The 20,403-nt window shown below is 71.1% G+C and carries 14 protein-coding genes; 12 read left to right on the top strand and 2 right to left on the bottom strand.

Annotated elements, in window-relative coordinates; genetic code table 11:
• Positions 1–159 precede the first annotated feature (159 nt).
• The gene (locus ABT023_RS10090) at positions 160–804 is read left to right on the top strand and encodes a hypothetical protein (protein ID WP_350883718.1); all 645 of its coding nucleotides are present in this window, start codon (positions 160–162) and stop codon (positions 802–804) included.
• Positions 805–920: 116 nt separating this feature from the next.
• Positions 921–1,364, top strand: a complete 444-nt coding sequence (locus tag ABT023_RS10085) for a hypothetical protein (RefSeq protein ID WP_350883716.1) — start codon at positions 921–923, stop codon at positions 1,362–1,364.
• 235 nt (positions 1,365–1,599) lie between these two features.
• Here ABT023_RS10085 and ABT023_RS10080 read toward each other — a convergent pair whose 3' ends face one another.
• Positions 1,600–3,237, bottom strand: a complete 1,638-nt coding sequence (locus tag ABT023_RS10080; RefSeq protein ID WP_350883714.1) for a glycoside hydrolase family 13 protein — start codon at positions 3,235–3,237, stop codon at positions 1,600–1,602.
• 261 nt (positions 3,238–3,498) lie between these two features.
• Positions 3,499–4,587 carry a LacI family DNA-binding transcriptional regulator gene (locus tag ABT023_RS10075; RefSeq protein WP_350883712.1) on the bottom strand — a complete coding sequence of 363 codons (1,089 nt, stop codon included), beginning with the start codon at positions 4,585–4,587 and terminating at the stop codon, positions 3,499–3,501.
• 199 nt (positions 4,588–4,786) lie between these two features.
• On the opposite strand from ABT023_RS10075, the gene ABT023_RS10070 reads away from it, so the two are divergent.
• From ABT023_RS10070 to ABT023_RS10025, 10 genes are all read left to right on the top strand, one after another.
• Positions 4,787–6,043: a sugar ABC transporter substrate-binding protein gene (locus ABT023_RS10070; protein WP_350883710.1), complete on the top strand. Its 1,257-nt coding sequence runs from the start codon at positions 4,787–4,789 to the stop codon at positions 6,041–6,043.
• On the top strand, positions 6,043–7,683 hold the full coding sequence (locus tag ABT023_RS10065) for an ABC transporter permease subunit (protein WP_350883708.1): 1,641 nt from the start codon (positions 6,043–6,045) through the stop codon (positions 7,681–7,683). The genes ABT023_RS10070 and ABT023_RS10065 overlap by 1 nt, the downstream gene beginning before the upstream one ends.
• A 113-nt stretch (positions 7,684–7,796) precedes the next feature.
• Positions 7,797–8,606, top strand: coding sequence for a sugar ABC transporter permease (locus ABT023_RS10060; protein ID WP_350884003.1), 810 nt, complete (start codon positions 7,797–7,799; stop codon positions 8,604–8,606).
• Positions 8,607–8,749: 143 nt separating this feature from the next.
• A complete protein-coding gene (locus tag ABT023_RS10055; protein WP_350883706.1) occupies positions 8,750–10,576 on the top strand; it encodes a glycoside hydrolase family 13 protein in 1,827 nt (608 codons plus the stop codon).
• A gap of 195 nt (positions 10,577–10,771) precedes the next feature.
• Positions 10,772–11,113: a hypothetical protein gene (locus ABT023_RS10050; RefSeq protein WP_350883704.1), complete on the top strand. Its 342-nt coding sequence runs from the start codon at positions 10,772–10,774 to the stop codon at positions 11,111–11,113.
• A 273-nt stretch (positions 11,114–11,386) separates the two neighbouring features.
• The gene (locus tag ABT023_RS10045) at positions 11,387–12,457 is read left to right on the top strand and encodes a BMP family lipoprotein (RefSeq protein ID WP_350884001.1); all 1,071 of its coding nucleotides are present in this window, start codon (positions 11,387–11,389) and stop codon (positions 12,455–12,457) included.
• A gap of 201 nt (positions 12,458–12,658) precedes the next feature.
• Entirely contained in the window at positions 12,659–14,254 is a 1,596-nt protein-coding gene (locus ABT023_RS10040) for an ABC transporter ATP-binding protein (RefSeq protein WP_350883999.1), read from the top strand.
• Complete coding sequence (locus ABT023_RS10035; protein ID WP_350883702.1) at positions 14,251–15,576, top strand: ABC transporter permease; 1,326 nt, start codon at positions 14,251–14,253, stop codon at positions 15,574–15,576. The genes ABT023_RS10040 and ABT023_RS10035 overlap by 4 nt, the downstream gene beginning before the upstream one ends.
• Positions 15,577–15,579: 3 nt before the next feature.
• Complete coding sequence (locus ABT023_RS10030; RefSeq protein ID WP_350883700.1) at positions 15,580–16,860, top strand: ABC transporter permease; 1,281 nt, start codon at positions 15,580–15,582, stop codon at positions 16,858–16,860.
• 137 nt (positions 16,861–16,997) lie between these two features.
• Positions 16,998–20,327 (top strand): golvesin C-terminal-like domain-containing protein, encoded by a 3,330-nt coding sequence (locus tag ABT023_RS10025; RefSeq protein WP_350883698.1) that lies wholly within the window; start codon positions 16,998–17,000, stop codon positions 20,325–20,327.
• Positions 20,328–20,403: the final 76 nt, after the last annotated feature.

The raw sequence follows: 20,403 nt of genomic DNA, 5'->3' as shown, positions 1-20,403 counted from the left end.
CTCCCCGTGGTCGTTTAGGTTGTGCCGTAAGCGCCACCCTTCCATATACGGTCATGGATCTACAATATTGACGGGTGCACCGTCTGCGGGTACTCTCCGAGGCGGCCAGCAGTGTGTAATGACGCTGCTGCATTTAAATGTGACACGGGGAGCGCAATTGTGAACGAGACCGAACGGGAACCCGGATCGGTTCCGGGAGGCGGCGGGGCGACGTCGAAAAGGTGGCTCCTACTGGCAGCGCCCGCTGTGGTGCTGGCTTCGCTCCTGGCCGTCGTGGTGGTGCACGGCAGGGGTGCGGCCCCGCAGCGCCCCCCCGGTACGCAGGGTGCCAGAGGTGAACCGGGGGAATATCTGCCCAGCTCCCCCACCGCCACCCCCTCCGGACCGGTGCCGGCGTTCGCCGGCATGACACCGAGCAGGGTCACGGACGCCTGGGTCAAGCGGTGGCCCGGTCCGGTGACGGTGGACGGCTCGCTGCATACCATCCGCGTGACCCTGCCGGGCACGCAGGACCAACTGTCGGCCGCAGTCGGTCAGCCGAACAAGGACCGCCGGGACGAGGTGGCCCACGTCTTCTGCATGGTCAGGCTTCATGGCGCCGTGCGGCGGCCGTTGCTGAAGGCCCTGGTCGAGGGTTGTCTCGGCCCGGTCCTCAAGGCCAAGGAGCGCACGGCGGTGCTCGACTGGCTGATCAGCGCGGATTTCTCCGTTCCGCACTATCAGAGCCAGCGGTCCTCCCGGTTCGAACTGCTCGCGAACCACAATTCCGACGAGAACTTCGCGCTCATCCTCAACGCGCGCTGATTCGGGGCGGCACATCGTCGGGGTCGGCTGGCCACCTCCGCCGCTGCCGAGCTACTTCGGTGCAAGTTGAGGCGAATGACGCCCACGTTCCCGGCCGGAGCGACCATGATGAGCCGGTGGGCGCACTCGTGACGTTGGACCTGCCGGAAGGCTCACCGATGCACGGCCTGCCGTGGATCGTCACCTTCGCCCCGCTGGGCGACGCCGACGAGTGGGAGTCGGTGGTCTGCGGCCCGTACGAGCGACCGCACGCGCTGGCCCTCGCCGAGTCGGTGGTGGCGGAGGAACAACTCATGGCGGTGGTCGAACCCCTGCTGCCGGCGCTGTCGCCGGACGAGATCCGCAGCGAGATCGCCGCCGCCCAGCTCGCCGCGCGGGACGAGGACAACCGGATCGAGGCGGCCGACCTCTACGGCGACTTCGAGGACGTCGTCGACGACGAGCTGGAGGCGGCGGCCGAGGCGGCCGACCGGACCGGACCGCTCCCGGCGCCGGACGAGGCAGAGTTGCGGGCCGGCTTCGCCCGGATCGCCAAGCTGCTCACCGAGAAGGGCGGCTGACCCGGGACGCCCGCGGGATTCCCCGCTGAACGTGACGGGGAACACCACCGCCGTCCCGCGACCCGGCGAGGCGGGTGCCGGTCCTGTGGCCCAGATGGACGCCGACGCCCCGCGGAGCGGACTCCGCAGGGCGTCGGCGGCACCTCACCCCCCACCACAAGGGGTCGACGACCCAGCCCTCCGTCGGCGCGGGGCACAACGGAGGACCAGGGGCTCAATTGGGAGTCTACCCAGGTCAGCGCCGGTCGAACCACGCGGCGGCGTCGACCGGCAGGACGTGCCCGACGCCCTGTTCGGTGAGCTCCGCGCTGGCGGCGACCGGCTGGCCGTACCCGTCGATCAGGACCTCGGCCTCGCTGAGGTTGACCACGCAGGTCAGCTCGGCCTCGCCGGCGGTCCGACGGAAGGCCAGCACTCCCGGGCCGGCGGTCTCCAGCCAGGTCACCTCGCCGGCGTCCGGGCCGAGCGCGGGGTGGGAGTGCCGGATCCGCAGCGCGGCACGGTACAGCTCCAGCGTCGAGCCGGGCACCCCGGCCTGGGCGGCGACGGAGAGGGCGGCCCAGGTGGCCGGGGCCGGCAGCCAGCTCGGCGCGCTGCCCGCAGGGCCGAAACCGTACGGGGCCAGCTCGCCGCTCCACGGGATCGGCACCCGGCAGCCGTCCCGGCTCTCGCCGGTGCGCAGGAACGACGGGTCCTGGCGCAGTTCGTCCGGCAGGTCGAGCACCTCGGGCAGGCCCAGCTCCTCGCCCTGGTAGACGTACGCGCAGCCGGGCAGGGCGAGCATCAGCAGGCTGGCGGCCCGGGCCCGGCGCAGGCCGACCTCGCCGTCGCCGTACCGGGTGACGTGCCGCTGCTTGTCGTGGTTGGACAGCACCCAGGTGGTCGGCGCGCCGACGATCGTCGCCTCCGCCAGCGCGGTGTCGATCACCTTGCGGAACGAGTCGGCCGACCAGGTGGCGTCGAGGAAGTCGAAGCTGAACGCCTGGTGCAGCTCGTCCGGGCCGATGTAGCGGGCCAGCCGCTGCGGCGTCTCGGCCCATGCCTCGGCGACCGCCATCCGGCCGCCCGGGTAGCTGTCCAGGATCGGCCGCCAGGCCCGGTAGATCTCGTGCACCTCGTCCTGGTCGAAGTACGGCAGCCGGCCCTTGCCGAGCAGCTCCGACTGGCGTCGGCCGGTGGTCATGCTGTTGAAGCCGACGTCCGGCAGCCCCTCGGCCTTGATCATGCCGTGGGCCACGTCGATGCGGAACCCGTCCACGCCCCGGTCCAGCCAGAAGCGCAGGACCTCCTCGAACTCGGCGCGGACCTCGGGGCGCCGCCAGTTGAGGTCGGGCTGGGCCGGGTCGAACAGGTGCAGGTACCACTGGCCGTCGGGCACCCGGGTCCAGGCCGGGCCGCCGAAGATGCTCTCCCAGTCGTTCGGCGGCAGCTCGCCGTTCTCGCCCTTGCCCTCGGCGAACAGGTAGCGGGCCCGCTCCGGCGAGCCGGGGGCGGCGGCGAGCGCGGCCTTGAACCACGGGTGCCTGCTGGAGGTGTGGTTCGGCACGAGGTCGACGATGATCCGCAGGCCGAGGGCGTGCGCGTCGGTGATCATGGCGTCGAAGTCGGAGAGGGTGCCGAACATCGTGTCCACGTTGCGGTAGTCGGCCACGTCGTAGCCGCCGTCGACCATCGGCGAGGTGTAGAAGGGGGTCAGCCAGAGCGCGTCCACCCCGAGGTCGCGCAGGTACGGCAGGCGCTCGCGGATGCCCTGGAGGTCGCCGACGCCGTCGCCGTTGGAGTCGGCGAAGCTGCGGACGTAGACCTGGTAGACGACCGCGGAGCGCCACCAGTCGTCGTCGGAGGTCAGTGGCGTCGGGTTGCTGGCGGTCATCGGTGGCGATCCCCGTTCTGTGGCGCGGGACGGCGTGGCGCGGCGTGGCACGGCGGTGTGTCAGCCGGGTGTCAGAGCAGAATGCCGCCCGGCCACTGCAAGAGTCAAGCAAGGTTTGCGCAAGAATTGACGCCCTTGGCGACGGGGCGCGGAGTCGACGCCCGGCCCGGCGGTGGACTCGCCGGGCGATCCGCGGCGCGGGACGGCGGCCGGCGCGAGCCCGGGGCGGCTCGGGCGGGGACGGGGGAGGGCGGGGGTGACTCAGGCGGGGACGGGGAGGGCCGGAGGCGTCGGGCGCTGCCGGGGCTGGCCGCCCGTCGCCGGGCCGGCGGTGTCCTGGCGGACGACGGCGGTGGAGCCGCGCACCACCAGCTCGGGCCGGAACAGGTACTCCGAGTGCGGCGCGGCGTGCCCGTTGATCTCGTCGACCAGGGCTCGGACGGCGGCCACGGCCATCGCGGCCACCGGCTGCCGCATCGTGGTCAGCGGCGGGTCGGTGAAGGCCATCAGGGGCGAGTCGTCGTACCCGACCACCGACAGGTCGCCCGGCACGGACCGGCCGCGCTGCCGGGCCGCCCGGACCGCGCCGAGCGCCATCAGGTCGGAGCCGCAGACCAGGCCCGTCACCCCGCGCTCCAGCAGCCGCCCGGCCGCCGCCTCGCCGCCCTCCACCCCGAAGAGGGTCAGCTCGGCCAGGTCGTCCAGCTCGGCGTCGGGCAGGCCCGCCAGGCGCTCCATGGCGGCGCGCCAGCCGGCAACCCGGCGCTGCACCGGGACGAACCGGTCCGGTCCGGTGATCAGGCCGATCCGGCGGTGCCCGAGGGCGACCAGGTGGGCCACGGCCAGCTCGGTGGCCTCCCGGTCGTCGCAGGAGACGAAGGGCGCGGCGACGCCCGGCACGTACCCGTTGATCATGACGACCGGCAGCGGTCGGGCGATCAGCGCCCGGTACCGGTCGTGGTTGGCCGCCGTGTCGGCGTGCAGCCCGGAGACGAAGACGATGCCGGACACCTGGCGGTCGAGCAGCATCTCGACGTACTCGTCCTCGGTGACCCCGCCCGGGGTCTGGGTGCACAGCACCGGGGTGAACCCGCTCTGCGCCAGGGTCGACTCGATCACCTGGGCGAAGGCGGGGAAGATCGGGTTGTCCAGCTCCGGCACGACCAGGCCGACCAGGCCGGCGCTGCGCTTGCGCAGCCGGGCCGGGCGCTCGTAGCCGAGGACGTCGAGGGCGGTGAGGACGGCCTGCCGGGTCTCAGGGGCCACGCCGGGGCGGTCGTTGAGCACCCGCGACACCGTGGCCTCGCTGACTTCGGCCTGTTGGGCGATGTCGGACAGTCGAGCGCGCATGGGCGCACTTTAGCCCAAGGGCAAGTTCTTGCGTACGCGCCTGCAAGCTCTTCCATTATCTGCAACCTCTTGCTAACGTCCCCGCAACATACGGGAGTAGCGGCGCAGCAACCGGGCGCCGGGCAGCAAGAACTTACGAAGCTTCCCACTGGCGGGGCAGCCCTTCCCCGGCACATCCGCCATGACGACAGGAGTACCGATGCGCATCCGTACCGCGGGTGTGGTCGCCGTCCTCGGCCTGGCGCTGGCCGCCACCGGCTGCGGCGGTGGCGACGACGACAGCAACGCGCCGGCCGCGAAGGAGTCCGCCAAGGCGGCCGGCGGCAAGCTGGTGATCTGGGCCGACGACAAGCGCACCGCCGCCCTCAAGCCGTTCGCCGAGAAGTTCGGCAAGGAGAACGGCGTCACGGTCGAGGTCCAGGCCGTCTCCAAGGACCTGCAGACCAACTTCGTGACCGCCTCGCAGCAGGGCAGCGGCCCGGACGTCGTGGTCGGCGCGCACGACTGGATCGGCAACCTCGTCCAGAACGGCGCCATCGACCCCGTGCAGCTCGCCGCGGAGCAGAAGAGCGGCTTCAACGAGACCGCCGTCAAGGCCGTCACGTTCAACGGCCAGCTCTACGGCGTGCCCTACGCCATGGAGAACCTGGCGCTGATCCGCAACACCGAGCTGGCCCCCGAGGCGCCCAAGACCGTCGAGGACCTGGTCGCCGCCGGCAAGAAGCTCAAGGCCGAGAAGAAGGCCAGCGAGATCCTCTGCCTCCAGTCCGGCCAGAACGGCGACGCCTACCACATCTACCCGTTCTACACCTCCGGTGGCGGGTACCTCTTCGGCACGGCCGCCAACGGCGACTACGACCCGAAGGACCTGGGCGTGGGCAAGCCGGAGTCGATCGAGGCGTTCAAGAAGATCGCCAAGCTCGGTGAGAAGGGCGACGGCGCGCTGAAGCGCTCGATCACCGGCGAGAACTCGATCGCCACGTTCACCGGCAAGAAGTGCGCCTTCCTGGTCTCCGGCCCGTGGGCCGTCGCGGACGCCAAGAAGGCCAACATCTCCTACGACATCTCCCCGGTCCCCGGCTTCGCCGGCGGCAAGGAGGCCCAGCCGTTCGTGGGTGTCCAGGCGTTCTACGTGGCCGCCAAGGGCAAGAACAAGGCCCTGGCCCAGGAGTTCGTGGCCAACCACGTCACCACCCCCGAGCTGGCCGTGGCGCTCTACAACGCCGAGCCCCGCCCGCCGGCGCTGACCGCCGCCCTCGACCAGGTCAAGGGCACCGACCCGGACCTGGCCAAGTTCCAGGAGGCCGGCAAGAACGGCCAGGTGCTCCCGGCGATCCCGGCCATGGCCACCATCTGGGACCCGTTCGGCAAGGCCGAGGCCGCCATCATCGGCGGCGCCGACCCGACCAAGACGATCACCGCGGCCGGCAGGACCATCTCCGGCCAGATCAAGTAATGAGCACGTCGCTGTCCGGCCCGGGGGCTGCCACGCAGTCCCCGGGCCGGGAGCCCGTCGGACCCGGGCTCCCGGACAGGTCCCGCACCGCGCGGCACCACGCGCCGATCACCATGACCGGTCTGCTCGTCAAGGTGATCCTGCTCGGCCTGACCGCCGGGATCGCGGTCTGGGCGGCCTTCCCGCTCATCGAGGCGGAGAAGTGGGTCGGGCTGGCCCTGCTGGCCGCCACCACCGCCGGGCTCTTCTACCTCTACCTGACCCGCCGGCACATCCCGGCGAAGTACCTGGTCCCCGGCACGCTGTTCCTCATCGCGTTCCAGGTGGTCCCGGTGCTCTACACGGCGAGCACCGCCTTCACGAACTTCGGCGACGGCCACCGCGGCACCAAGGAGGATGCCGTCGTCGCCATCCAGACCGCCTCGGTCAAGCAGGTGCCCGGCTCCACCGAGTACGCCCTCTCGGTGGCCACCCAGGGCGACCCGGCGACCGGCCCGCTCGTCTTCCTGGTCAGCGCCCCGGGCACCCGCGCCGTCTCGGCCGGCGACGCCGGCGGGCTGCGCCAACTCGACCCGGCCGACGTCACCGTGGCCCCCGGCGGCAAGGTCACCGCCGCCGACGGCTACACCGTGCTCAACTTCGGCCAGGCCAGCGCCCGCAGCCAGGAGATCACCGACCTGGTCGTGCCGACCTCCGGCGGCGCGCTGCGTTCCGCCGGCCTGTCCCGCGCCTACGAGGGCAAGGCGATCCGGGCGTACGACGCCGGCTGCGACTGCATCAAGGACATCGAGACGGGCAAGACCTGGACGGCGGACGAGGAGTCCGGCGCCTTCGTCGCCCCCGACGGCGAGCGGCTGGCCCAGGGCTGGAAGGTCACCGTCGGGCTGAAGAACTTCTCCCGGGTGCTCACCGACCCGGCCATCTCCGGGCCGTTCTTCGGCACGCTGCTGTGGAACTTCGCCTTCGCCGTCGGCTCCACCGGCGGCACGTTCATCCTGGGCATGTTCATCGCCCTGGCGCTGCACTCGCCCCGGATGCGGGGCACCAACATCTACCGGGTCCTGCTGATCCTGCCGTACGCCATGCCGTCCTTCGCGATGCTGCTGGTCTGGCGGGACATGTTCAACACCGACTTCGGTCTGATCAACAACCTGTTCGGGCTCGGGGTGGACTGGTTCGGCCAGGAGTGGTCGGCCCGGATCGCGGTGATCCTGGTGCAGCTCTGGCTCGGCTACCCGTACATGTTCCTGGTCGCCACGGGCGCGCTCCAGGCCATCCCGAAGGAGCTGACCGAGGCGACCTCGGTCGACGGAGCGTCTCCCTGGCAGTCGTTCCGGGCGGTCACCCTGCCGCTGCTGCTGGTCGCGCTCTCCCCGCTGCTGATCGCGTCGTTCGCGTACAACTTCAACAACTTCAACGCGATCTACCTGACCACCGAGGGCGGCCCGTTCCCGGCGGACAACCCGACGGCGGGAGCGACGGACCTGCTGATCACGTACACGTACCGGCTGGCCTTCGGCGCGCAGGGCGCCCAGTTCGGCCTGGCGGCCGCAGTGTCGATCTTCATCTTCACCATCGTCGCGGTGGTGTCGGCGGTGAGCTTCCGGCGCACCCGTAAGCAGGAGGAGGTGTACTCGTGACCTCGCTTCGCGGCACTCCGGTCGCGGGCGGCGCGACCGGCACCGCCCCGGCCGTCAACCGCAACGCGGGCCGGCGTCGCAACCGATGGTTCGCCCAGGTCGGCTGGCGGCACCTGGTCGCCGTGCTGGCGGTCGCGTTCAGCCTCTTCCCGATCCTGTTCGTGCTGTCGGCCGCGCTCAACCCGCTCGGCACGCTCTCCTCCACGGAGTTGCTGCCGACCGGGGCGTCCCTGGAGAACTTCACCAACCTGTTCGACCGCACGGCGTTCGGGTGGTGGTTCCTCAACTCGCTGCTCATCGCCGGGGTGGCCTCGTTCGCGTCGGTCGTCCTGTCGGCGCTGGCGGCGTACGCGTTCTCCCGGATGCGGTTCTCCGGCCGGCGGGTCGGGCTGTTGTCGCTCCTGCTGATCCAGATGTTCCCGCAGTTCCTGGCGATCGTGGCGATCTTCCTGCTCTTCACGACGATCACCGACCTGTGGCCGGCGATCGGCTTCAACACCCCGTGGGGCCTGCTGCTGCTCTACCTGGGCGGCGCGCTGGGGGTGAACACCTGGCTGATGAAGGGCTTCTTCGACACGCTCCCCCGGGAGCTGGACGAGTCGGCCACGATGGACGGCGCCACGCACGCCCAGGTCTTCTTCCGGATCATGCTGCCGCTGGTGGCGCCGATCCTGGCGGTGACCGGCCTGCTCGCCTTCATCGGCACCATCAACGAGTTCCTGATGGCGAACGTCTTCCTGACCAACAGCGAGTCGAAGACCCTCGCGGTCGGCATGTTCGGCCTGGTGGCCGGCGAACGCAACAACAACTTCGGGATCTTCGCGGCGGGCACCCTGCTCACCGCGATCCCCACGGTGCTGGTCTTCCAGATGGTCCAGCGTTACATCGTCTCCGGCCTCACCGCCGGAGCTGTCAAGGGCTGAGCCTCCTCGGCTCACCGCTACGGCAAGGGCGTCGGCGTCCGACGTACACCGGAGCAGTCACGGATCGACCGCCGCGGTCGGGGAACCGGCCGCGGCGGGAGGCCCATTCCTCTCCCCGTCCGACCGACGCGAAAGGCACCGCCATGTCCCTGTTGCCGCACCACGACGGATCCGCCCTGTACGTCCCCGAGCAGGAACCCGCGCTCGGCGACACCGTCGACGTCTTCGTCCGGGTGCCGGCCGGTGCCGACGTCCGGCAGGTGCACGTGCGCACCACCGGCGACGGCGAGCCCCGGTTCACCGAGGCGGTCGTCGACCGCACCGACGGCGGCGACGTCTGGTGGCGGGTCCCCGTGGAGGCCCGCAACCCGGTCAGCAACTACCGGTTCATGCTCACCGGCAGCCGCGGCTACCGCTGGCTGAACGCCGCCGGCGTGGTGCCCCACGACGTGCCCGACAACGGCGACTTCAAGCTGGTCACCCACGCCCCGCCCCCGGCCTGGGCCCGGGACGCGGTGATCTATCAGATCTTCCCGGACCGGTTCGCCCGCTCCGCCGCCGCGGACGGCCGGGACCTGCCGGACTGGGCCATCCCGTGCGACTGGGACACCCCGGTGATCGGCCGGGGCCCGGAGACCCCCCGTCAGTTCTACGGCGGCGACCTGGACGGCATCACCGGGCGGCTGGACCACCTGGACCGCCTCGGCGTGAACACCGTCTACCTGACCCCTATCTTTCCGGCCCGCTCCAACCACCGCTACGACGCGGCCAGCTTCGACACCGTCGACCCGCTGCTCGGCGGTGACGCCGCACTGGCCCGCCTCGCCGACGCCGTACGCGCCCGGGGCTGGCGGCTGCTCGGCGACATCACCAGCAACCACACCGGCGACGCGCACGAGTGGTTCACCCGGGCCGCCTCCGACGTGTCCGCGCCCGAGCGGGAGCTGTACTACTTCGACGAGGTGACCGGCTGCGACCTGGAGCCGTCGTACGAGTCCTGGAACGGGGTCAGGTCGCTGCCGAAGCTGAACTGGGGCAGCGCCGAGCTGCGTCGCCGCTTCGCCACCGCCGACGACTCGCTGCTGCGCCGCTGGCTGCGCCTCCCGTACGGGCTGGACGGCTGGCGGGTGGACGTGGCGAACATGACCGGCCGCCGGGGGGCCGACGCGTACACCCACGAGGTGGCGGCGCTGCTGCGCGAGGTGGTGGCCGACACCCGGGCCGACGGGCTGCTGATGGCCGAGCACGGTCACGACCACACCGGCGACCTGGACCGCGGCGGCTGGCACGGCACGATGAACTACGTCGGCTTCACCGACCCGGTCTGGTCCTGGCTGCGGCACGGCGACGACCCGGTGCCGAACTTCCTCGGCACCCCGGGCGGGGTGCGGCGGCGGGACGCGGACGCGGTGCTCGCGACGATGGACACCTACCGGTCGCTGATCTCCTGGCGGTCGTACACCCACTCGTGGCAGTTGCTCGGGTCGCACGACTCGGCCCGGATCCGCACCGTCGTCGGGGACGCGGCCCGGCAGGAGGTGGCCGCCGGCCTGCTCGCCACCATGCCCGGCACCCCGGTGATCTTCGCCGGGGACGAGTTGGGGCTGACCGGCACCAACGGCGAGGGCTCGCGGACCCCGATGCCGTGGCACCGGCCGGAGAGCTGGGACGCCTCGACGTTCGCCGCGTACCGCGCCCTGATCGCGCTGCGCCGCGCGGAGCCCGCGCTGCGCCACGGCGGCCTGCGCCGGCTGCACGCCGACGCGGACACGCTGGTCTTCCTGCGCGAGGCCCCGACCGGCGCGGTGCTGGTCCTGGCCCGCCGCGCCGCCGGTGATCCGGTCCGCCTGACCGGCCTGGGACCGGCGGAGAACATCCACGGCGGCGCACCCGCCCTGCGCCCCGACGCGGACGGCACGATCACCCTCCCGGCCGACGGCCCCACCTTCCAGACCTGGCGCCTAACCTGACCCACCCCACCCCTCACCCCGCCAGCTGCGTCGATCTGCACTTGCGGCCCCGACAAGAGGGGCATCTGACCCAGATCGAGGGCCCAAAGTGCAAGATCGCGCGGTGGGTAGGGGTGGGTAGGGGTGGGGTGGCAATCGGCACGCGTTGGTCTGCCCCGCTACTACGAACTGTCGTTGATGGGGGAGGATGGTTGGGTGGAAGCTCTGAGACTGATCCTTCTCTACGTCCATCTGATCGGGTTCGCCCTGCTGCTCGGCGGCACGATCGCCCAATACGTCAGCGGCCGGCTGCGGATCAACGCGGCCATGCTCTGGGGGTCGGTCATCGGCCTGCTGACCGGAATCGGACTGTCCGCCCCGTTGCGCGACGGCGACGAACCGGCCCCCGCGAAACTTGTTACCAAGTTGGTGCTCGCGCTGCTGATCTTTGTCATGGTCTTCTTCTCCCGTAAGCGGGAGTCGGTCAACCGTGGCCATTTCCTCGCCATCGCAGGCTTGACCCTGGTCAACGCGGCGGTGGCAGTCTTCTGGCGGTAGCGTCCTGGCCAGGGGAAGGCTGCGGGAAACGGACGTTCGCGACACCTGACCGGCCCACTGTCAGGGCACAAGTGATCTGCCGCACCCGAAGGATCACGTAGGGGTAACAGGCGCTCAACAGTCGTGCACGATTGTCGGCCAGTGGGTGGACGCGGGCGTACGCTCCCGTCCGTAACGTGGGACGCCGGCGGCGCAGCGCAGGCCGGCTCAAGGGCTGCCACCGCGCAGAGCGGTGTGCAATGGGAAGGAGACGTCTTGCGCTCTGTGCGTGGGATGCGGATCGCCTCCGCCTTCGTGGCGGGTGGGCTCGTGCTGGGCGCCGCCGCGTGTGGTGAGGCCCCCGAGGACGACAAGGACGCCGGGAGCACCGGCGCCAAGAAATACAGCGCCTGCATGGTGACCGACGTCGGCGGCATCGACGACAAGTCGTTCAACACCTCCGCCTGGAAGGGCCTGCAGGAGGCGAAGAAGGCCAACGACAACATCGACATCAAGTACGTCGCGTCGAAGGCCGAGGCGGACTACGAGGTCAACCTGACCGGGTACGTCAACCAGAAGTGCGACTTCATCCTGGCCGTCGGTGGCCTGATGAGCGACGCGACCTCGAAGATCGCCAAGGCGAACCCCAACCAGCAGTTCGGCATCGTCGACTCGAAGTTGCCCGAGTCGAACGTCTACCCGATGCAGTTCGACACCGCCCAGGCCGCGTTCCAGGCCGGCTACCTGGCCGCCGGGATGAGCAAGACCGGCAAGGTGGGCACCTACGGCGCGATCCCGATTCCGCCGGTGACCATCTTCATGGACGGCTTCGCCGACGGCGTGGCGCACTACAACAAGGCCAAGAGCAAGAAGGTCCAGGTGCTCGGCTGGGACAAGGCGACCCAGAAGGGCTCCTTCTCCAACTCCTTCGAGAAGCAGGACGAGGGCAAGAAGGTCTCCGACACCCTGTTCGCCCAGGGCGCGGACATCATCATGCCGGTCGCCGGCGGCGCGGGCCTCGGCACCACCTCGGCGGCCCAGGCCTCCGGCGGCAAGTACTCGGTCATCTGGGTCGACGCCGACGGCTGCGAGAGCACCCCGAGCTGCTCGGTGCTGCTGACCACCGTGGTCAAGAACATCGCCGACTCCGTCAAGGAGGCCGTGGTCAAGGCCGCCGGTGGCGAGAAGCTCCAGGCCAGCCCGGGCTTCGTGGGCAACCTGGCCAACAACGGCGTCTCGCTCGCCCCGTACCACGACTTCGACAGCAAGGTCCCGGCGGACCTCAAGGCCGAGGTCGAGAAGCTCAAGGCGGACATCGCCGCCGGCACCATCACGGTCACCTCGAAGGCCCAGCCGACCAAGTGACCGCTCCGCCGGCCACCGCGGTGCGATCATCGACCGCGGGGGCCGGCGGGCCCCACGCCTGACGACCGGCCGCCTCGACGTACGCGGGGAGCACCCCGCGGAGCCGGGGCGGCCGGTCCGCGCCACCCGACGCCCGGCCCGGCCGGTGACCGGCCCCGCGGCGGCCCCGCCGCACCATCGCTCGCACTCCAGGAGGTTGCGCTGAAACTCGAACTGCGCGGCATCACCAAGCGGTTCGGTGATCTGGTCGCCAACGACCACATCGACCTGACGGTGGAGCCTGGAGAGATTCACGCCCTGCTCGGCGAGAACGGCGCCGGCAAGTCGACCCTGATGAACGTGCTCTACGGGCTCTACCAGCCCGACGAGGGCGAGATCCTGGTCGACGGGAAGCCGCTGAAGCTGAAGGGCCCGTCGGACGCGATCGCGGCCGGGATCGGCATGGTGCACCAGCACTTCATGCTGGTGCCGGTCTTCACCGTCGCCGAGAACGTCATGCTCGGCGCCGAACAGGTCAAGGGCGGCATCGCCGGTTTCCTGGACCGGCGGCGGGCCCGGCGCGAGGTTGCCGAGGTCTCCGAGCGGTACAACCTGCGGGTCGACCCGGACGCGGTGATCGAGGACCTGCCGGTCGGCATCCAGCAGCGGGTGGAGATCGTCAAGGCCCTCACCCGCGACGTCGACCTGCTGATCCTCGACGAGCCGACCGCCGTGCTCACCCCGCAGGAGACCGCGGAGCTGCTCACGGTCATGCGGTCGCTCAAGGCCGCCGGCAAGTCGATCGTCTTCATCACCCACAAGCTCGGCGAGGTCAAGGCCATCGCCGACCGGATCACCGTGATCCGGCGCGGGAAGACCGTGGGCACCGCCTCGCCGACCGCGAGCCGGGACGAACTGGCCGCCAAGATGGTGGGCCGCAGCGTCCGGCTGACCGTGGAGAAGCCGCCGGCCACCCCGGGCCGGCCGATCCTGGAGGTCGCCGGCCTGGTCGTCGACGACGACCGGCAGATCCGCGCCGTCGACGGGGTCGACCTGACAGTGCGCGCGGGTGAGGTGCTCGGCGTGGCGGGCGTGCAGGGCAACGGCCAGACCGAGCTGATCGAGGCCATCATGGGCCTGCGTCCGGTCCTCGCCGGCACGGTCACCCTGGACGGCCAGCCGGTGCACGGGTGGTCGACCAAGAAGGTGCTGCGCGCCGGGGTCGGCTACGTCCCCGAGGACCGCAGCGTCGACGGCCTGGTGAAGGAGTTCTCCGTCGCCGAGAACCTGGTGCTGGACATCTACGACCGCCCGCCGTTCGGCAAGGGGCTGTCCCTGAAGCCGGAGGCCATCGCGAAGTCGGCGCAGGAGCGGATCGAGCAGTTCGACGTCCGTACCCCGTCGGCCGACGCGGCCGTCGGCACCCTCTCCGGCGGCAACCAGCAGAAGGTGATCGTGGCCCGGGAGCTGTCCCGGCCGCTGAAGCTCTTCATCGCGGCCCAGCCGACCCGTGGCGTCGACGTCGGCTCCATCGAGTTCATCCATTCCCGGGTGATCCGGGAGCGGAACGTGGGCACCGCCGTCATGGTCGTCTCCAGCGAGCTGGACGAGGTGATCGGCCTGGCCGACCGGATCGCGGTGATGTACCGGGGCCGGATCATCGGCATCGTCGGCCCGGACACCCCGCGCGAGGAGATCGGCCTGCTGATGGCCGGCATCACCCCCGACGCGGCCACCGAAGCCGCCGGCCACAGCACTCCGGCCGCCGACGCGGCGACCCCGGCCCCCGAGGGCCCCGGTAGCGAGGACGAGGCATGAACAACCCCAACCCGGTGTCGGGCTCCCCCGACAAGGACCCGGCGACCGAGGCGGCGCGGGTCGCGGCCGGCAGCGCCGACCGGGCCGCCTCGGCCACCGCCGGAAAGCGGCCGGAGCCGGAGGCCCGCCCCACGCTGGGCCGGTTGTTCCTGGACAACCTGTGGGCGGCCAACACGGTCACCGTCACGGTGCTCGCGGTGCTGCTGGCGATGCTCGTCGGCGCCGTACTGATCATCGTGTCGGACCCGGAGGTGCTGGCCACCTACGGCTACATCACCGCCCGCCCGGTCGACGCGCTGAACGCGAGCTGGACGGTGGTCAGCGAGGCGTACGCGAACCTGTTCAAGGGGGCGATCTTCGACCCCGAGGCGTCCGGGTTCACCGCGGCGCTCGGCCCGATCTCGGAGACGCTGACCTACACCGCGCCGCTGGTCTTCACCGGCCTGTCGGTGGCGCTCGCCTTCCGGGGCGGCCTGTTCAACATCGGCGCGCAGGGCCAGGCCACCATCGGCGTCATCCTCGCCGCGCTGGCCGGCTTCCTGCTGCCGCTGCCCCCGGTGCTGCACCTGATCGTCGCGCTGCTCGCCGGCGCGGTCGGCGGCGCGCTCTGGGGCTTCATCCCCGGCATCCTGAAGGCGCGCGCCGGCGCCCATGAGGTGATCAACACGATCATGCTCAACTACGTCGCGGTGTACTTCCTGTCCTGGATCATCATTCAGAGCGGCGTGCAGAACCCCGACCGGGCCGACGCGATCAGCAAGCCCGTCGACTCCTCCGCTCACTTCCCCCGGCTGCTCGGCGGTGACCTGCGGGTGCACGCCGGCATCCTGCTCGCCGTGCTGGCCACCTGGTTCGTCGCCTGGCTGCTCAACCGCTCCACTTTCGGCTTCGAGCTGCGCGCGGTCGGCGCGAACCCGGACGCCGCCCGCACCGCCGGGATCAGCGTCGCGAAGACGTACGTGCTGGTGATGGCGATCGCCGGCCTGCTCGCGGGGCTCGGCGGCAGCCAGATGGTGCTCGGCTCGACGGCGAACGCGCTCACCCCGCTGGTGATCGCCCAGATCGGGTTCGACGGCATCCTGGTGGCCCTGCTGGGCCGAGTGAAGCCGTGGGGCGTGCTGCTGGCCGCGCTGCTGTTCGGCGCGCTCCAGGCCGGCGGCAACCGGATGCAGTCGTACTCGGGGATCTCGCTGGAGCTGGTCACGGTGCTCCAGGCGCTGATCGTCATCTTCATCGCCGCGCCGGCCCTGGTGAAGGCGATCTTCCAGCTCCGGGCCGCCCGTGCCGCCCGGTTGCAGACGAGCCTGGCGAAGGGCTGGTAACGCATGTCAACCATGGCTGTTCCGGACGTCGCCGTGGCCCAGGTCGACGAGGGCTTCTGGACCCGTACCCGCAAGATCGGCGCGGTGCTGCTGACGCTCGGCGTGCTCGCGACGGTGCTCTTCGGGGCGCTCGCCACCGACCGGCAGGCCCGCTTCACCCTCAGCGAGACCGAGGGCGGCGCGGCGCTGGAGATCAACGGCACCGTCGGCGCGATTCTGTTCGGCATCATCGCCGTGGCGGCGGGCGCGGCCCTGATGGCCGGGGTGCCGAAGCGCTGGTTCACCGTGCTGCTCGGCGTCGGGCTGGCCGCCTTCGTGCTGTCGTTCCTGTGCTGGCAGGTCTCCGCCGCCCCGGAGGGGCGGAACTTCATGCCCCTGGTCAACATGGTGCGCGGCACCTTCATCCTGGCCCTGCCACTGATCTTCGGCGCGCTGGCCGGGGTGCTCTGCGAGCGTTCCGGCGTGGTCAACGTGGCCATCGAGGGGCAGCTGCTGATGGGCGCGTTCAGTGGCGCGCTGTTCGGCAGCCTCTCCGGCAGCGTCTGGGTGGGCCTGTTCGCCGCCGCGATCGGCGGCGCGTTCATCTCGCTGTTGCTGGCCGTGTTCGCCATCCGCTACCTGGTGGACCAGGTGGTCATGGGCATCGTGCTGAACCTGCTGGCGGTCGGCATCACCGGCTTCCTCTACGAGGGGCTGATGCAGACCAACGCGGAGAAGTACAACTCCGCGCCCCGGTTCAGCAACTGGGAGATCCCACTTCTCTCCGACATCCCGCTGCTCGGGCCGGCGCTGTTCCGCGCCAACATCTTCCTCTACCTCGGGCTGCTGCTGGTGCTCGTCATCCACATCGCCCTGTTCCGCACCCGCTGGGGGCTGCGCACCCGGTCGATCGGGGAGCACCCGACCGCCGCCGACACCCTCGGCGTGAAGGTGCTGCGGCTGCGCTACCGCAACGTCGTGCTGGCCGGCATGGTGGCCGGGATCGGCGGGGCGTCGTACACGCTGGCGCTCTACTCGTTCACCAAGAACATGATCGGCGGCAAGGGCTTCATCGCCCTGGCCGCGCTGATCTTCGGCCGGTGGAGCCCGACGGGGGCGCTGCTCGCCGCGCTCTTCTTCGGCTTCGCCGACCAGCTCGGCACGTACCTCGGGGCGATCGGCAGCAGTATTCCGAGCCAGTTCCTGGCGATGCTGCCGTACCTGGCGACCATGCTGGCCGTGGCCGGCCTGGTCGGCAGGGTCCGCGCGCCGGCGGCAAGCGGCAAGCCGTACGTCAAGGGCTGAGCCCGGCTCGGATCCGTGCCCGGTGGGGAGGCCCCGCCGGGCACGGCCGTTCCCGTGGCCGTGAAGCACCGATGACCCGGTGATGATTGGGTTGGTCAACCTTTCGCGCAGATGCCCCTCGTCTGCTTGAGGTGACCATGAAACACTCCCCAGCCGCCATGGCGGCGCTGCTCTGCGCCGCCACCGTCCTGTCGGTGCCGGCCACCGCGACCGCCAGAGCGCCCGACGGCTCGCCCGACCGCGGCGGCACGCCGCCCGCCGGTGCGGGCAGGACCGCGGCGCCCACCCACCCCGATCGGGTACGCGACCCCGACGCCCGGCTGGGCGCGGGGTGGCGCCGCTCCACGGACCGCGCCGTGACCACCTCCAGCGACGCCGGCGGCCTGCACCTCCTCGTGGCCGACGAGGCTCAGGCGTACGCCTGGCGGACGGCGGCGACCCTCGCCGAGCCCGGCCTCGACGCCGACCAGTGGATCGGGCAGGCCTGCGTCACCGGCTCCGGTCGGCGTGCCGTGGTCGTCTACGGCCCCCGGACCTTCACCAACCGGGAGCCGCTCATGCAGCGCGGCGGGTTCGCCGCCGTCGTCGACCTGAGGACCGGCGCGGTGACGAAGCTGCCGGAGCGGGTCTCCCTCGCCTACCACAATCCGGGCTGCGGAGCCGGCGAGCAGGTCGCGCTGTCCCGGCTGGAGCCGCCCGCCCGGCCCGGCGAAGCGGCACACACCTGGATCGGCACCGTCGACGCGGCGCACCCGACCCGGGCGATCCGTGCGGTCCGGACGGCCGGTCAGGTCACCTCCACCCTGCCGGTGGGCGGACAGCTGATCGGTTCCAAGGGCGCGAGCCTGGTGCGGATCGGCGCCAAGGGCCGGGTCACGACCGTCGCGTCCGCGACGGCCAGCCCGTTCCGCCTGCTCGCCGACGGCCGCGACGGGGTGGCCTTCCAGGTCGTCCGCGACGGACGGACCGAGTTCAAGCGGTTCGCGGGTGGCCGGGTCAGCGACCACGGTTCGGCACCGAAGGGCGAGATCAAGCTTCGGGCCGGCGCGGGCGGGCGCGTCTTCGCAGTCGGCGGACGGGCGGAGGCCCGGGTCGCCGCCCGGATGCCCCGGGGCTGGTCGGCGATCGACGGGCTCCCGGACAGCGACGTGTCGACGACCGGGGCGCTGCTGGTGTCGCGGGCGACCACCGGCCGCGAGGCCGCCGGCCGACCGGCGGGCCGGCCGGACGCGGGCCGGGCGGACCGGGTCGACATCTCCGCCCGCCGGACGACGAACGGCAGCTCCCTGACGTTCACCGTGCAGCCGGAGGACAGCGGCGCGGGACGCCGACCGTCGCCGGCCCTGGGCGGCCCCGCCCCGAAGCCGACGCGGCCCGGTTCCCGCACCGCGTCCACGGCGTACCCGAACCAGCCGGACGACCCCGACCGCAGCTGCGCGGTGTCCCGCAACGACCCGAAGTTGCAGGTCTACCAGCCGACGGTGCGGCAGATGGAGTGGGCGGCGGACCTGGCGGTGCGCGGCCTACTGACCTTCCAGCGGCCCGCCAACTGGAACAACAACAGCATGCCGGCGTACTCACCACAGGGGATGTTCCCGTCCCTGGCGCTGGCCGGGGGCGGCAACGTTCCCGCGCAGATCTTCCTGGGCATCCTCGCCCAGGAGTCGAACCTCTGGCAGGCCAGCCGCTTCGCCGTGGACGCCTCGGTGGGCAACCCGCTGACCAGCCTCGGCTACTACGGGCTCGACCTGGCCGCCCCGAACTACGAGTTCATCGACTGGGCGCACACGGACTGCGGCTACGGCGCGGGTCAGGTCACCTCGGGGATGAAGCGGTCGGACACCAACCAGGTGATCGCGGGGGTGACGTGGGACGAGACCAAGCAGAAGGCGGTCGCGACGGACTACGCCGTCAACGTCGCCGCGGCGCTGCGCATCCTGCAGGACAAGTGGAACCAGACCCGCAACGCCGGTCTGATCGCCAACGACGGCGACCCGAAGTACCTGGAGAACTGGTGGTTCGCCATCTGGGCGTACAACACCGGTTTCTACCCGCAGGATCCCCAGAACCCGTCGGCGCCCTACGGCGTCGGCTGGTCGAACAATCCCGCCAACACCGACTACCCGGCGGACCGGGCGATGTTCCTCACCATGCCGCTGGACATCTACGACTCGTTCGGGAACCTGATCGTCGATGACGAGATCGCCTACGACAACGCCAAGCACCCCAACCACTGGTCCTACCCGGAGCGGGTGACCGGCTTCGCCTACACGTCGCTGATCCGCTACAACTACGAGGAGGAGGCGTACCTCCCGACGTACCAGACGGCCTGGTCGCCCGGCACGCCGGCGCACGGGCAACCCGCCCGCTACACGTTCTGCGGGCCGACCGTCAACACCTGCGACGAGACGTTGCCGCCGAAGGTGCCCGGCGACTACCCGACCACCAAAGCCGGCGCGTGCCAGCGCGACGACCTGAAGTGCTGGTGGCACGGCCCCGCCACCTGGGCAAGCTGCGCCTCCACCTGCGGCACGGAGCGACGGACGTACACCAGCGTCGAGCCCCGGCCGTACACGGAGCCGGGGGAGAACATCCACCCCACGCCGGCCAACGGCGACGGGTCCTGCAAGGTGGACGGACTGCCCAGCGGCGCGCGGATCATCGACGACATCACCACGACCGTGGCGCTCGGCGCGGAGGGCTGTACGCCCACGTACACCAGGGGCGGCAGCTTCGGCCTGAACTTCGCCACGTTCACCCAGTTCGACGGCGACGTGGTGACCCCGGGGAAGGTGGACTTCCACCAGATCGGGGCGGGTTTCGGCGGCCACTTCTGGTTCAGCCACACCTACAAGCAGGCGGAGAAGCCCAACTACCGGGTCACCGGCACCTGGACGATCAACCCGACGAACGCGTGGACCAGGGTGTGGGTGCACATGCCCGACCACGGCGCGCACACCCGGCAGGCGGACTACGCCGTCCGCCGCCCGAACGGCACGGTCGAGCATCGGATCATCCCCACCCAGTGGGAGTCCAACAAGTGGGTCAACCTGGGTGTCTTCGACTTCACCGGAACGGGCACCCCGAAGGTGGAACTGAGCAACTTCACGCGGGACGGCACCGGGGTGCAGGACATCGCCTGGGACGCCATCGCGGTCCAGCCGCTGCCGAGCAAGCCCCGGCACTTCGTGGTCGCGCTGGGCGACTCGTACTCCTCGGGCGAGGGCAGCGGCGACTACACCCGAGTCAGCGACCAGTACGGCGACGACGACGCCAACCGCAATTCGTGCCGACGCAGCCCGCGCGCGTGGTCCCAGCAGGCCGTCATCCCCGGCGCGCCAGGCAGCATCGCCAGCCTCGCGTCCGGCCACAACCCGGCCATCGACGCGCAGTTCGTGGCGTGCAGCGGTGCCGTCACGAACAACTTGCTCAGCCCGAGCCTCCTCCCGGGTCTGCTGCACCGGTAGGTGACAGTTGCAGTCACGCGGCCTGACTGGCCGGTGGGGTCATGATGGTCTCGTACTCGATAGGGGTCAACCGGGA

Source organism: Micromonospora sp. NPDC002296, from assembly GCF_040296145.1.
Lineage (GTDB): Bacteria > Actinomycetota > Actinomycetes > Mycobacteriales > Micromonosporaceae > Micromonospora.
This window is presented reverse-complemented; position numbering and strand designations above follow the sequence as displayed.

Excerpts from the sequence above, each read along its gene's own strand:
- ABT023_RS10080 (WP_350883714.1), bottom strand. The coding sequence starts at position 3,237 with ATGACCGCCAGCAACCCGACGCCACTGACCTCCGACGACGACTGGTGG.
- ABT023_RS10075 (WP_350883712.1), bottom strand. The coding sequence starts at position 4,587 with ATGCGCGCTCGACTGTCCGACATCGCCCAACAGGCCGAAGTCAGCGAG.
- ABT023_RS10070 (WP_350883710.1), top strand. The coding sequence starts at position 4,787 with ATGCGCATCCGTACCGCGGGTGTGGTCGCCGTCCTCGGCCTGGCGCTG.
- ABT023_RS10065 (WP_350883708.1), top strand. The coding sequence starts at position 6,043 with ATGAGCACGTCGCTGTCCGGCCCGGGGGCTGCCACGCAGTCCCCGGGC.
- ABT023_RS10055 (WP_350883706.1), top strand. The coding sequence starts at position 8,750 with ATGTCCCTGTTGCCGCACCACGACGGATCCGCCCTGTACGTCCCCGAG.
- ABT023_RS10045 (WP_350884001.1), top strand. The coding sequence starts at position 11,387 with ATGCGGATCGCCTCCGCCTTCGTGGCGGGTGGGCTCGTGCTGGGCGCC.
- ABT023_RS10035 (WP_350883702.1), top strand. The coding sequence starts at position 14,251 with ATGAACAACCCCAACCCGGTGTCGGGCTCCCCCGACAAGGACCCGGCG.
- ABT023_RS10030 (WP_350883700.1), top strand. The coding sequence starts at position 15,580 with ATGTCAACCATGGCTGTTCCGGACGTCGCCGTGGCCCAGGTCGACGAG.
- ABT023_RS10025 (WP_350883698.1), top strand. The coding sequence starts at position 16,998 with ATGAAACACTCCCCAGCCGCCATGGCGGCGCTGCTCTGCGCCGCCACC.